A 12,678-nucleotide genomic window follows, 5' to 3' on the forward strand; every position below is an offset into this window, starting at 1 on the left:
CGGGTGCGCGCCCCGGCCCGCGGTGCCCTCCTGCGGCCCGTCCGGATACTGGAATTCCGCACCCGCGCGAACCCTCCGTGGTGGGATCGCGGCATGTCTGATCTGCGTATACGGGCCGCGGCGCCCGACGACCTGGACACCGTGCTGGCCTTCTGGAAGGCCGCCGCCGAGGGCACGAGCATCAGCGACGACCGTGCCGGGGTGGAGCGGCTGGTGGCCCGCGACCCCGAGGCGCTGATCCTCGCGGAGCTGGACGGCGAGCTGGTCGGCACGGTGATCGCCGGGTTCGACGGCTGGCGGTGTCATCTGTACCGGCTGGCGGTCCACCCGGAGCGCCGCCGCCGGGGCATCGGGTCGGCGCTGCTCACCGCCGCCGAGGAGCGTTTCGTCCGGCTGGGCGGGCGTCGCGGGGACGCCATGGTGCTCACCCGCAACGAGACGGCGCATCATGCCTGGCGCGCGGCGGGGTACGCGCCCGAGGAGCGGTGGCGGCGCTGGACGAAGCCGCTCACCGACTGACCCACCGCACTTTGCCGACCCTTTACCATGAGGGGGGCCGTACGTTCCGTACGGTCCCCCGTCCCGTCATGAAAGGTGTGAGCGTCCGCCCATGGGCGAGCCTCCCAGTAGCAGCCGCACGCGACATCGCGCGTTCCTCCCCACCCTGTCCGACCATGGGACGGAGGTGACCCGATGACGGAAGTGCTCCTGCTGCTGGTGGCGGTCCTGCTGTCGTTCGCCTGCGGTGCCTTCGTCGCCGCCGAGTTCTCGCTGACCACGGTCGAGCGCAGCGAACTGGAGCGGGCGGTGGAGCGCGGCGAACGCGGCGCGTCCGGCGCCCTCAAGGCCGTCCGCAGCCTCACCTTCCAGCTCTCCGGCGCCCAGCTCGGCATCACCGTCACCAACCTGGTCGTCGGCATGCTCGCCGAGCCGTCGATCGCCAAGCTGATCGCCGGGCCGCTGGAGTCGGCCGGCGTGTCCAGCGGCGCGTCCAGTTCGGTGGCGCTGGTCCTCGGTACCGCCCTGTCGACGGTGTTCCTGATGGTCGTCGGCGAGCTGGTGCCCAAGAACTGGGCGATCTCCTCGCCGCTGGCGGTGGCCAAGGGGGTGGGCAACGCGCAGCGCTGGTTCAGCGCCGCCTTCCGGCCCTTCATCAGCCACCTCAACAACACCGCGAACCGCATCGTGCGCCGCCTCGGCGTGGAGCCCACCGAGGAACTGGCCGCCGCGCGCGGCCCCCAGGAGCTGGCGGCACTGGCCCGCCACTCCGCCCGGGAGGGCGCCCTGGAGGCCGACACCGCCGAGCTGTTCGTCCGCACCCTGAACCTGGCCGACCTGACCGCGGAGAACGTGATGACCCCGCGCGTCCAGGTCATCTCCCTGGACACCCAGGCGAGCTGCGAGGACGTGGCGAACGCCACCCGGGCGACCGGACTGTCCCGCTTCCCCGTCCACCGCGGCACCCTGGACGCCGTCGTCGGCACCGCGCACATCAAGGACGCGCTGGCGATCCCCGCCGAGCGCCGCGCCCGGGTGCAGGTCTCGGAGATCATGCGCGAGCCGCTCCTCGTCCCCGAGTCGCTGACCGTGGACCGGCTGCTCGACCGGCTGTCCGGCAAGCGCACCATGGCCGTCGTCATCGACGAGTACGGCGGTACGGCGGGCGTGGCCACGCTGGAGGACATCGTCGAGGAGGTCGTCGGCGAGGTCCGCGACGAGCACGACCCGCACGAGACGCCCGACCTGGCCCCGGCGGGCACGGACGACGACGGCCGCGCCCTGTACTCGGCCGACGGCTCCGCCCGCACCGACCAGCTCGCGCGGGTGGGCCTGCACGCGCCGGACGGGCCGTACGAGACGCTCGCCGGCCTGGTCGCCACCGAACTGGGCCGCATACCGGCCGTCGGCGACATCGTCGAGGTCGCCGGCTGGCGCATGGACGTGGTGGACGCGTCCGGCCGCCGGGCCGCGCGCGTGCTGCTGCACGCGCCGCTCGACGACAACCACACGGAAGGGGTCGACCGGTGACCGCGGTACAGCTACTGGTCGCGCTGGCGACCCTGGTCGTCAACGCGTTCTTCGTCGCCGCGGAGTTCGCGCTGATCTCCGTGCGCCGCGCCCAGATCGAGCCGTACGCCGAGCAGGGCGACCGGCGCGCCAAGAGCGTCCTGTGGGGCCTCCAGCACGTGTCGGCGCTGATGGCGGCCGCGCAGCTGGGCATCACCCTGTGCACCCTGGTCCTCGGTGTGGTCGCGGAACCGGCGATCGCGCATCTGCTGGAGCCGGTGTTCCACGCGCTGGGCGTGCCCGAGGGCGCGGGTCACGCGGTGTCCTTCGTGATCGCGCTGGCGGTCGCCACCTATCTGCACATGCTGCTCGGCGAGATGGTGCCGAAGAACATCGCGCTCGCGGAACCGGTGCGCAGCGCCCTGCTGCTGGGCCCGCCGCTGGTCACGCTGTCCCGGGCGCTGCGCCCGGTGATCTTCACGATCAACGCCTTCGCGAACGCCGTGCTGAAGCTGATGCGGATCGAGACCAAGAACGAGGTCGCCGCGGCCTTCTCGGACGCCCAGCTGGCCCAGATCGTCAAGGACGCCGGCGAGGCGGGGCTCATCGACGACCGCGCCAAGGAGCGGCTGTACGACGCCCTGGAGCTGGGCCGGCGGCTGGTGCGGGACGTCGTCCTGCCGCTGGAGCGGGTCGTGTACGCGCGCGTGGACGTCACCCCGGAGGAGCTGGAGCGGCTGGCGGCCGAGTCCGGGTTCTCCCGCTTCCCGGTGGTGGACGAGGGGCGCCGGATCGTCGGATATCTGCATGTGAAGGACGCCCTGGACGCCTCGCCGCGGGACGAGCCGTTCCAGCTGCGGGGCATGCGGCCCATCGCGCGGGTGCGGGAGACGACACCGCTGGACGACGTGCTCACCGCGATGCGGGGCAGCCGTACGCATCTGGCGGCCGTGCTCGGCCCGGACGGGCGGCTGTCCGGTCTGGTGACGATGGAGGACGTGCTGCGGGAGCTGTTCGGGCAGCCGGTGTAGGCCCCGGCGGGCGGTGGCCCGGGCCCGGGTGCGGTGGCCCGGGCCCGGGTGCGGTGGCCCGGGCCCGGGTGCGGTGGCCCGGGTACGGTGGCCCGGGCCAGGGTGGCGTGGCCCGACCGACTGGCGGGTATGGGCCTCGGGCTACCATCTGTGTCGCCATGCAGACGAACCCCAGATACACCAGCCTGGTCGCGGTCGGCGACTCCTTCACCGAGGGCATGTCGGACCGGCTGCCCGACGGCTCCTACCGGGGCTGGGCGGACCTCCTCGCCTCCCGGATGGCCGCCCGCACCCCCGGCTTCCGCTACGCCAATCTGGCGGTGCGCGGCAAGCTGATCGGACAGATCGTCGACGAGCAGGTGGACGTGGCGGCCGCGATGGGCGCCGATGTCATCACCCTGGTCGGCGGTCTGAACGACACCCTGCGCCCCAAGTGCGACATGGGCCGCGTCACGGACCTGCTCACGCAGGCCGTGGAACGCCTGGCCCCCTCCTGCAAGCAGCTGGTGCTGATGCGCAGCCCGGGCCGGCAGGGCCCCGTCCTGGAGCGGTTCCGGCCGCGCATGGAGGAGCTGTTCGCCTGCGTCGAGGACCTCGCCGCCCGGCACGGGGCGCTGGTCGTGGACCTGTACGCCGCCCCGTCGCTCTCCGACCCCCGGCTGTGGGACGTCGACCGGCTGCACCTCACCGCCGAGGGGCACCGGCGGGTCGCCGAGGCGGTCTGGCAGAGCCTCGGCCACCCGCCCGAGGACCCCGAGTGGCGCACGCCGATGCCCGTGACACCGCCGCCCGGCTGGGGCACCCGGCGGGTCGAGGACGTGCGGTTCGCCCGGCAGTACCTGCTGCCGTGGATCGGCCGCCGGCTGACGGGCCGCTCCTCGGGCGACGGCCGCCCGGCGAAGCGGCCGGAGCTGCTGCCGTACGAGGGGCCCGCGGAGTAGCGGGCGGGTGTGGGGGCCTGCGGGTCGGCGGTGCGGGCGGGTGGGCCTGCGGCTCGGCGCTGCGGGCGGGCGACTGTGTGCCGCGTCTCGTAGTTTCCGCCGAATGCCCCGCGGCGCCGACCTGCACGATTCGCCAGTAGAATCCGGTCACGTGACTTCTGCGCCCGCCAAGCCCCGTATCCCGAACGTCCTCGCCGGACGCTACGCCTCCACCGAGCTCGCCACGCTCTGGTCCCCCGAGCAGAAGGTGAAACTGGAGCGTCAGCTCTGGCTCGCCGTGCTGCGGGCCCAGAAGGACCTGGGGATCGAGGTGCCGGACGCGGCGATCGCCGATTACGAGCGCGTCCTGGACACCGTCGACCTGGCCTCCATCGCCGAACGCGAGAAGGTCACGCGGCACGACGTCAAGGCGCGGATCGAGGAGTTCAACGACCTCGCCGGGCACGAGCAGGTCCACAAGGGCATGACGTCCCGCGACCTCACGGAGAACGTCGAGCAGCTCCAGATCCGGCTGTCGCTGGAGCTGGTCCGCGACCGTACGGTGGCGGTGCTCGCGCGCCTCGGCAAGCTGGCCGGCGAGTACGGCGAGCTGGTCATGGCCGGCCGCTCCCACAACGTGGCCGCCCAGGCCACCACCCTCGGCAAGCGTTTCGCGACCGCCGCCGACGAGCTGCTCGTCGCCCACGCCCGGGTCGAGGAGCTCCTCGGCCGCTACCCGCTGCGCGGCATCAAGGGCCCGGTCGGCACCGCGCAGGACATGCTCGACCTGCTGGGCGGCGACGCGGACAAGCTGGCCGACCTGGAACAGCGGATCGCCGACCACCTGGGCTTCTCGCAGGCCTTCACCTCGGTCGGCCAGGTCTACCCGCGCTCGCTGGACTACGAGGTCGTCACCGCGCTGGTGCAGCTGGCGGGGGCGCCGTCCTCGCTGGCGAAGACGATCCGGCTGATGGCCGGGCACGAGCTGGTCACCGAGGGCTTCAAGCCGGGCCAGGTCGGTTCGTCCGCGATGCCGCACAAGATGAACACCCGCTCCTGCGAGCGCGTCAACGGGCTCATGGTCATCCTGCGCGGGTACGCGTCGATGACCGGCGAGCTGGCGGGCGACCAGTGGAACGAGGGCGACGTGTCCTGCTCGGTGGTGCGCCGGGTGGCCCTTCCCGACGCGTTCTTCGCGCTCGACGGTCTGCTGGAGACGTTCCTGACGGTGCTCGACGAGTTCGGCGCCTTCCCGGCCGTCGTCGCCCGCGAGTTGGACCGCTATCTGCCGTTCCTCGCCACCACCAAGGTACTGATGGGCGCGGTGCGCGCCGGTGTGGGCCGTGAGGTCGCGCACGAGGCGATCAAGGAGAACGCGGTCGCCTCCGCGCTGGCCATGCGTGAGCGGGGTGCCGAGCGCAACGAACTGCTGGACAAGCTGGCCGCCGACGAGCGGCTGCCGCTCGACCGCGCCGAGCTGGACGCGCTGATGGCGGACAAGCTGTCCTTCACGGGCGCGGCGGCCGCGCAGGTCGCCACGGTCGTCGGCCGGATCGAGGAGATCGTGAAGCAGCGCCCGGAGGCGGCCGGTTACACCCCCGGGGCGATCCTCTGACGCGCTTCACCCAGGCGGAGCTGGAGGCCGCCCGCGACCGTCTCGTACCGGACGTCGTCGCGGGCGGTCTGCGTGTGCTGTTCTGCGGGATCAACCCGGGGCTGATGACGGCCGCGACCGGCCATCACTTCGCCCGCCCGGGCAACCGCTTCTGGCCGGTGCTGCACCTCTCCGGATTCACCCCGAGACTGCTGAAGCCGTCGGAGCAGGGCGAACTGCTGTCGTACGGGCTCGGCATCACCAATGTGGTGGCGCGGGCGACCGCGCGGGCCGACGAACTGAGCGCCGAGGAGTACCGCGAGGGCGGGCTGCTGCTGGCGGAGAAGGTGCGCGGGCTGAGGCCGCACTGGCTGGCCGTGGTGGGCGTGACCGCCTACCGGGCCGCGTTCGACGAGCGGAAGGCCGGGGTGGGGCCGCAGGAGCGGGTCATCGGGGACACGCGCGTATGGGTGCTGCCGAACCCCAGCGGGCTGAACGCGCACTGGACGGCGGAGACGATGGCGCGGGAGTACGCGCGACTGCGGGTGGCGGCCGAGGAGTAGTGGTTCCGGGTCCGGGTCCGGGTCCGGGTCAGCAGGATCCGGGTCGGGTCAGGATCCGGGTCAGGGCGGGTCGATCTCCGTGACCAGCGCGAGGAGTTCGAAGGGCAGTTCCCTGTCCCACTGGGAGACGCCCAGGGCGACCCAGCGTGCCGAGCCCGGATGCCGCCACAGATGGACGTCCGGGACGTGCTGGCTGAGCCAGGCCCAGGGCCGGGGTATGTCCTCGCCGTCCATCGAGCGCTCCAGGGTGCGGGCGAGGCTGATGTGGTGCGGCGGGCCCCAGCGGTCGGTCAGCCGCTCCCTCAGGCCGTCCCGGTCGGCCTCGTACTGGTCCTCCGTCTCCTCCCGCCGTGTGCCGTCGTCGTCCCAGAAGTCGTCGCTGGTCTCTAAGGCGGCGACGAGATACCCGGGACCGCCCTGCCCCGCGTCCGTGCCGCCGTGCTCCCGGGGGAAGTCCCGGGAGCACAGCAGGTCGACGGTGGCGAGGCAGCGCGCGATGTCCATGCGTTCCAGTAAACCGGCCGCCACTGACAATTGGCGTGGTGTCAGGGGCTCGGCGGCGTCCCGGTGGCTCAGGCGTCCCGGCGCCGCAGGCTCCATGCCCCGGCGAGCAGCGCGGCGGCCGTCCACAGCGCGGTCACGGCCAGTCCGGACCACGGGCCCAACGATCCGTCGTACGTCTCGTACAGCACCACCTGGCCCGCCCGGTCGGGCAGGAAGTCGGTGGCGCCGCCGGCGGTGTCGCCGATCACGAACGACACGACGAGGACGAACGGGATCAGCACGGACAGCGCGCCCGCCCCGCTGCGCAGCAGGGCCGTGAGGCCGGCCGCGAGCAGCGCCATCAGCGTGAGGTAGATCCCGCAGCCCACGACCCCGCGCACCTGCTCGCCCGAGGTGAGGCCGTTCGCCGCGTCGCCGAGGCCGGCGCGCGCGGCGACGAGAGCCGCGAGGGCGGTGACCAGGCCGACGGCCAGCACCGGCAGGGCGATGGCGGTCGCCTTGGCCGCGAACCACCGGCCCCGGCGCGGGACAGCGGCGAGCGAGAGCCGCAGCGCGCCGCCGTGGAACTCCGAGGACACCGCCGTCGCGCCGAAGGAGACGGCGGCGATCTGGCCGGGCATGACTCCGGAGAGCGCCATGAACAGGGGGTCGAACTCCGGGTCGGACGTCTCGGAGCCGCCGGCGATCGCGGAGAACGCCGTGGTGGCCGCGAACAGCGCCAACAGCGTGCCGGGAAGCGAGCGGAGGGTGCGGATCTTCAGCCACTCGGAGTGCAGGACGGGTGCGAACGACATGTCAGGCCTCCTGCGGCTGGGCGGTGAACTCGGTCTCGGTGGACGTCAGATCGAGGTAGGCCTGTTCCAGCGTGGCCTCCTCCGAGGACAGTTCGAGGACGGGCACACCGGCGGCGGACACCAGCCGTCCGATGTCGTCCACCCGCGCGTGCTCCACGGTCCAGTGCCCCGCCTCGTGCTCCACGGCGTCGTGGCCGCCGCGTGCGAGGGCGCTCGTCAGCGCGGCCGGGTCGGTGGTGCGGATCCGTACCCGGGGCCGCACGCGCGCGTGGATGAACTCCCGCATCGGGGTGTCGGCCAGCAGGCGTCCCCGGCCCAGGACCACCAGGTGGTCGGCGAAGGACGCGGTCTCGTTCATGAGGTGGCTGGAGACCAGCACCGTGCGCCCCTCCCCCGCGAGCCGGCGCAGCAGCCGCCGGATCCAGATGATGCCCTCCGGGTCCAGACCGTTGGAGGGCTCGTCCAGCATGACCACCCCGGGATCGCCGAGCAGGGCGGCCGCGATGCCCAGCCGCTGACGCATGCCCAGCGAGTACGTCCGCACCCGGCGGCGGGCGACCGCCGCGAGACCGGTCTCCTCCAGCACCTCGTCGGCCCGGCGCTGCGGTAGCCGGTTGCTGGCGGCCAGGGTCCGCAGATGGTCACGGGCGGTACGGGAGCCGTGCGCGGCCTGCGCGTCGAGCAGGGCGCCGACGTGCCGCAGGGGTTCGCGGAGGGTGGCGTAGGCGTGGCCGCCGAGGGTGGCGGAGCCGGAGGTCGGCCGGTCGAGGCCGAGCACCAGCCGCATGGTGGTGGACTTCCCTGCGCCGTTGGGGCCGAGGAAGCCGGTGACACGGCCGGGGAGGACGTCGAAGGTGAGGTCGTCCACGGCTCGCCGGGTGCCGTACTCCTTGGTGAGATCGCGGACTTCGATGCTGGTCATGGCAGGAGCATGGCCGCCGGGCGGGGGCCGGGACCTCCCCCGCCGGTGGAGATCGTCTCCCCCGTGCGGGGGAGGTCCGTTGTCGGTGGCGGCTGGCACGATGGCTGCATGGTCCGCATGATCCGCATGATCCGCCCGTTCACCCGGGCGGTGACGTACACACGGTGGCTGCATCTGTTCATGGCCGTCGTGTGGCCCGCCGTGTGGTACCTCATCGACAACACCCGGATGTACCTGGCGGCCCTCCTGCTGGCCCTGGCCGGGCTCGTGCCCGCGATGCGGGTCGTGGAGGGCCTCCAGGCGCGGCTGCTGCTGACCGGGCAGCGGCACGACGGGCCGGACACGGGGATCGTGGTGACGCCGGCGGTCACCTGGGGCGACCGGGGCCGCACCGTCCTCTGGCTCCAGACGCGGCTGTTCCTGGGCGGTGCGGTCGCCTTCCTCACCGTCCATCTTCCCATGCTCACCGACGACCTGGTGCGCACGGCCCGGGGCGGCGGCCCCGACCCCGCCACGTTCGTCCAGGTTCCGGGCCACCACTGGTGGTACGCGCTGCTGGCGCCCCTCCCCCTGGTCGCGCTGGCGGCCGTCGTGGTCGCCGCCGGGAAGCTGATCACGGTCGTCGCCCGGCACCTGCTGGGTCCCTCCCCCACGGAGCGGCTCGCCGCGCTGGAGGAGCGCACCGAACAACTCCTGGAGCGCAACCGGATCGCCCGCGAGCTGCACGACTCGATCGGCCACGCGCTGACCGTCGCGGTGGTGCAGGCCGGTGCCGCGCGCGCGGCGCGCGATCCCGCGTTCACCGACAGGGCGCTGGACGCGATCGAGGAGACGGGCCGGGCCGCCCTGGAGGACCTGGAGCGGGTGCTGGGCGTGCTGCGCGAGTCGGGGCGGCCGGTGAGCGGCCGGCCGACGCTTGCCGACGCCGACCGGCTCCTGGAGTCCGCCCGCGCCTCCGGGGCGAAGGTCGACGCGGATCTGGCCGGGCCGCTGGAGACCCTTCCGGGTCCGCTGTCCCGCGAGGGGTACCGCATCCTCCAGGAGTCGCTGACGAACGTGCTGCGGCACGCGGGCGCCGTCCCGGTCAGGGTGCGCGTCGAGGTCGGCGGTGGATCGCTCGGCCTGGAGGTCCGCAATCCGCTGACCGTCGGGATACCCGGGCCCGGCCGGGGCAGCGGTCTGCGCGGGATACGCGAGCGCGCGGCCCTGCTCGGCGGCCACGCGCACACGGGACCGCACGAAGGGGACTGGCGGGTGCGTGTGGAGCTGCCGCTGCGCTGATCTACGCTGGCCGGATGCCGGTGACCGTACTGCTCGTCGACGACGAACCCCTGGTCCGCGCGGGGTTGCGGGCCGTGCTGGAGGCACAGCCCGACATCGAGGTCGTCGGTGAGGCGGCGGACGGGGCGGCGGTGATCCCGCTGGTGCGCCGGCTGCGGCCCGACGTGGTCGCCATGGACGTACGGATGCCGCTGATGGACGGCATCGAGGCCACGCGCGCGGTGCTGCGGATGGTGGACGGGCCGCCCAGGATCCTCGTCGTGACGACCTTCGAGAACGACGAGTACGTGTACGAGGCGCTGCGCGCGGGCGCGGACGGATTCCTGCTGAAGCGGGCCCGGCCCGCCGAGATCGTGCACGCGGTGCGGCTGGTCGCGGAGGGCGAGTCGCTGCTGTTCCCGGCGTCGGTGCGGCGGCTGGCGGCCGAGTACGGCGACGGGGGCGGCAATCGCGCCGCCCGGGACACGCTGGAGCGGGCCCGGCTGACCGAACGGGAGGCGGAGGTGCTGCGGCTGATGGCGCGCGGGCTGTCCAACGCGGAGATCGCCGCGCGGCTCGTGGTGGGCACGGAGACCGTCAAGTCGCATGTGAGCGGGGTGCTGGCGAAGCTCGGGGCGCGGGACCGCACTCAGGCGGTGATCACGGCGTACGAGTCGGGGTTCGTGGCGCCGGGCTGAGCCGCCGCGGGCGGCGGCCTGTGCGATTCCGCACTCGCCGGGGTGCGCCGGGCCGAGTACGATCCGCCCAACACGCGCACGAGCTGGGAGGAAGGACGTTGGGGCGGCTGACCGGCGGGGACCCCTCGCTGCTGCGAAGGATCAACTCCGCGGTGGTGCTGCACGCTCTGCGTGCCGCGGACTGCGCGACGCTGACGGAGATCACCCGGGTGACGGGACTGTCCCGGCCGACCGTCGAGGGAGTGGTCGAGGACCTGATAACGGCCGGACTCGTCGTCGAGAAGGCGGCCGACGAGAGTGTCGCCCGGCGGCAGGGGCGGCCCGCGCGGCGGTTCCGGTTCCGGGCCGAGGCCGGTCATCTGCTGGGCCTGGAGATCGGGCCGCACCGGGTGGCCGCGCTGCTGGCCGACCTGGACGGCCGGGTGCTGGGCGCGCAGGCCAAGGACGTCGACGAGTCGGCGCCGGCGGACGAGCGGCTGGAGCGGCTGCGCACCGCGGTCGCCGAACTGCTGCGCCGGGCGGGTGTGCCGCGCAGCTCCCTGCGGGCCGTGGGGGTCGCGACCCCGGGGATCGTCGAGGCGGACGGGACGATACGGCTGGGCACCGCGCTGCCGGAGTGGACGGGGCTGCGGCTGGGTGAACGCCTGAGCCGTTCCTTCAAGTGCCCGGTGCTGGTGGAGAACGACGCCAACGCGGCGGCCGTGGCCGAGCACTGGAAGGGCTGCGCCACCGAGTCCGACGACGTGGTGTTCGTCCTGGCCGGGCTGAGCCCGGGTGCCGGCTCGCTGATCGGCGGGCGGCTGCACCGGGGGTACGGCGGGGCGGCCGGGGAGATCGGCGCGCTGCACCTGCTGGGCCGTGAGGTGACCCCGGAGACGCTGCTGTCCACCACGGACGAGCCGCTGCACCCGCTGGACGAGCAGGCCGTGGCCGAGGTGTTCGCGAAGGCCCGCGAGGGCGACCAGCGGGCCCGGGCGGCCGTGGACCGCTTCCTTCAGCGGCTCGTCCACGACGTGGCGGCGCTGGTGCTGGCCCTGGACCCGGAACTCGTCGTCATCGGCGGCTGGGCGGCCGGTCTCGACGGTGTGCTGGAGCCGCTGCGGCGGGAGTTGGCGCGGTACTGTCTGCGGCCGCCGAAGGTGGCACTGTCGCTGCTCGGTGAGGCGGTGGTGGCGACGGGCGCGCTGCGGCTGGCCCTCGACCATGTGGAGGAGCAGCTGTTCGCGGTGGAGGGGACGGTGACGGGCCGCGGCGCGGTGGGCCGTCCATGACGCACGCCGCGCCCCGGAGAGGCTCCGGGGCGCGGTCGGGGTGACGTGTCGTCGAGGGGATGCCGGTTGGACGGCGTTCAGGACGCGCGGCGTTCCGGCCCGTGGTGTATCTCCACCCCGCCGGCCGCGCCGAACGTCAGGCGGCACGTGTCAGCGCGATAGGTCGCCACCGAGAGCGCGGCCGTGCGGCCGCCCGCGAAGAAGCGGGTGGTGACGACGAGGACGGGCGCGCCGGGCAGCCGGTCGAGTTCCCTGGCGTCGTCCGCGCGGGCCGAGCCCAGCTCCACGGCGCGGTCCTGGCGGTCGAGCTCCAGGCGCTGGAGCTCGCGCAGCACGGCACGCGCGCGTGCGGCCTGGGACGGGGCGTCGATCGCGGAGAGGTCGGGCACCGAGGTGTGCGGCACGTAGAGCAGTTCGGCGGCGACCGGCTGGCCCTGCGAGACCCGCGAGCGGCGCACGATGTGCACGGTCTCCTCGCGCGCGGTCTCCAGGGCCGCGGCGACGGCCGCCGGCGGGGCCGCGACCGCGCTGTCCACGGCCTGCCAGGCGTCGTCGCCCCCGCCGGGCCAGGCCTGCTCGCCGGTGCCGACGGCGACACCCATGCGGGGCGGCGCGACGGTCGTACCGACGCCGCGGCGGCGCTGGAGCCGGCCCTCCAGCTCCAGCTGCTCCAGGGCCTGACGGAGCGTCGCGCGGGCGACGCCGAAGCGGGCGGCCAGCTCACGCTCGTTCGGCAGGATCTCGCCGACCGTGAACTCGGAGTCGAGCGCCTCGCTGAGCACGGTCTTGAGATGCCAGTACTTCGGTTCCGGTACCGATTCCAGTTGCGTGGTCCCCACCCTGTCCTCCGCAATCGCCGTGGTCCCGCGGCGTTTTCGCGCCCTTGTTTATTAAAGGTTGTTGTACTTCTCAGCGACCATAGGGCGGCCCCCACCCTTGGTCAAGACCAATCCTCGATCCCTCCGGAGGCCACCGGACGCCCGGAAGCGGAGGTTTCACGGGGCGTTCGCACGGGCCCGGTTTCGTGACGTCGCGGCAAAGTTCCCGTCGCGAAAGGAGAAGGCCGGGTGACCCCCATGGGGCTACCCGGCAGTAGCAATTGCTGACAAGCTGT

The 12,678-nt window shown here is 73.5% G+C and carries 13 protein-coding genes; 9 read left to right on the top strand and 4 right to left on the bottom strand.

Translation table 11 applies throughout. The features are described 5' to 3' along the window. Positions 1-93: 93 nt before the first annotated feature. From IE275_RS26510 to mug, 6 genes are all read left to right on the top strand, one after another. Positions 94-519 carry a GNAT family N-acetyltransferase gene (locus IE275_RS26510; protein ID WP_189713923.1) on the top strand — a complete coding sequence of 142 codons (426 nt, stop codon included), beginning with the start codon at positions 94-96 and terminating at the stop codon, positions 517-519. Between the two features lie 174 nt (positions 520-693). Next, a complete protein-coding gene (locus IE275_RS26515) occupies positions 694-2,028 on the top strand; it encodes a hemolysin family protein (protein WP_189713924.1) in 1,335 nt (444 codons plus the stop codon). Then, positions 2,025-3,038: a hemolysin family protein gene (locus tag IE275_RS26520; RefSeq protein WP_189713925.1), complete on the top strand. Its 1,014-nt coding sequence runs from the start codon at positions 2,025-2,027 to the stop codon at positions 3,036-3,038. The genes IE275_RS26515 and IE275_RS26520 overlap by 4 nt, the downstream gene beginning before the upstream one ends. A 158-nt stretch (positions 3,039-3,196) precedes the next feature. Then, complete coding sequence (locus IE275_RS26525; RefSeq protein ID WP_189713926.1) at positions 3,197-3,979, top strand: SGNH/GDSL hydrolase family protein; 783 nt, start codon at positions 3,197-3,199, stop codon at positions 3,977-3,979. 151 nt (positions 3,980-4,130) lie between these two features. Continuing rightward, a complete protein-coding gene (gene purB, locus IE275_RS26530; protein WP_189713927.1) occupies positions 4,131-5,573 on the top strand; it encodes an adenylosuccinate lyase in 1,443 nt (480 codons plus the stop codon). Next, positions 5,570-6,115, top strand: a complete 546-nt coding sequence (gene mug / locus IE275_RS26535) for a G/U mismatch-specific DNA glycosylase (protein WP_189714048.1) — start codon at positions 5,570-5,572, stop codon at positions 6,113-6,115. Before purB ends, mug begins: the two co-directional genes overlap by 4 nt. Positions 6,116-6,175: 60 nt before the next feature. Here mug and IE275_RS26540 read toward each other — a convergent pair whose 3' ends face one another. The 3 genes from IE275_RS26540 to IE275_RS26550 form a co-directional block, all read right to left on the bottom strand. Next, the gene (locus tag IE275_RS26540) at positions 6,176-6,619 is read right to left on the bottom strand and encodes a hypothetical protein (protein WP_189713928.1); all 444 of its coding nucleotides are present in this window, start codon (positions 6,617-6,619) and stop codon (positions 6,176-6,178) included. 68 nt (positions 6,620-6,687) lie between these two features. Beyond that, positions 6,688-7,413: an ABC transporter permease gene (locus tag IE275_RS26545; RefSeq protein ID WP_189713929.1), complete on the bottom strand. Its 726-nt coding sequence runs from the start codon at positions 7,411-7,413 to the stop codon at positions 6,688-6,690. Between the two features lies 1 nt (position 7,414). Continuing rightward, entirely contained in the window at positions 7,415-8,335 is a 921-nt protein-coding gene (locus IE275_RS26550; RefSeq protein WP_189713930.1) for an ABC transporter ATP-binding protein, read from the bottom strand. 117 nt (positions 8,336-8,452) lie between these two features. Between IE275_RS26550 and IE275_RS26555 the strand changes: the two genes are divergently transcribed. The 3 genes from IE275_RS26555 (at position 8,453) to IE275_RS26565 (ending at position 11,564) form a co-directional block, all read left to right on the top strand. Further along, positions 8,453-9,616, top strand: coding sequence for a sensor histidine kinase (locus IE275_RS26555; protein WP_189714049.1), 1,164 nt, complete (start codon positions 8,453-8,455; stop codon positions 9,614-9,616). A 14-nt stretch (positions 9,617-9,630) separates the two neighbouring features. Beyond that, complete coding sequence (locus IE275_RS26560; RefSeq protein WP_189713931.1) at positions 9,631-10,293, top strand: response regulator; 663 nt, start codon at positions 9,631-9,633, stop codon at positions 10,291-10,293. A 98-nt stretch (positions 10,294-10,391) separates the two neighbouring features. Beyond that, on the top strand, positions 10,392-11,564 hold the full coding sequence (locus IE275_RS26565) for an ROK family transcriptional regulator (RefSeq protein WP_189713932.1): 1,173 nt from the start codon (positions 10,392-10,394) through the stop codon (positions 11,562-11,564). A gap of 77 nt (positions 11,565-11,641) precedes the next feature. Here IE275_RS26565 and IE275_RS26570 read toward each other — a convergent pair whose 3' ends face one another. Continuing rightward, on the bottom strand, positions 11,642-12,403 hold the full coding sequence (locus tag IE275_RS26570; RefSeq protein ID WP_189713933.1) for a GntR family transcriptional regulator: 762 nt from the start codon (positions 12,401-12,403) through the stop codon (positions 11,642-11,644). Between the last annotated feature and the right edge of the window lie 275 nt (positions 12,404-12,678).

The sequence above is a fragment of the Streptomyces phaeofaciens genome, assembly GCF_014648915.1.
Classification (GTDB): domain Bacteria; phylum Actinomycetota; class Actinomycetes; order Streptomycetales; family Streptomycetaceae; genus Streptomyces; species Streptomyces phaeofaciens.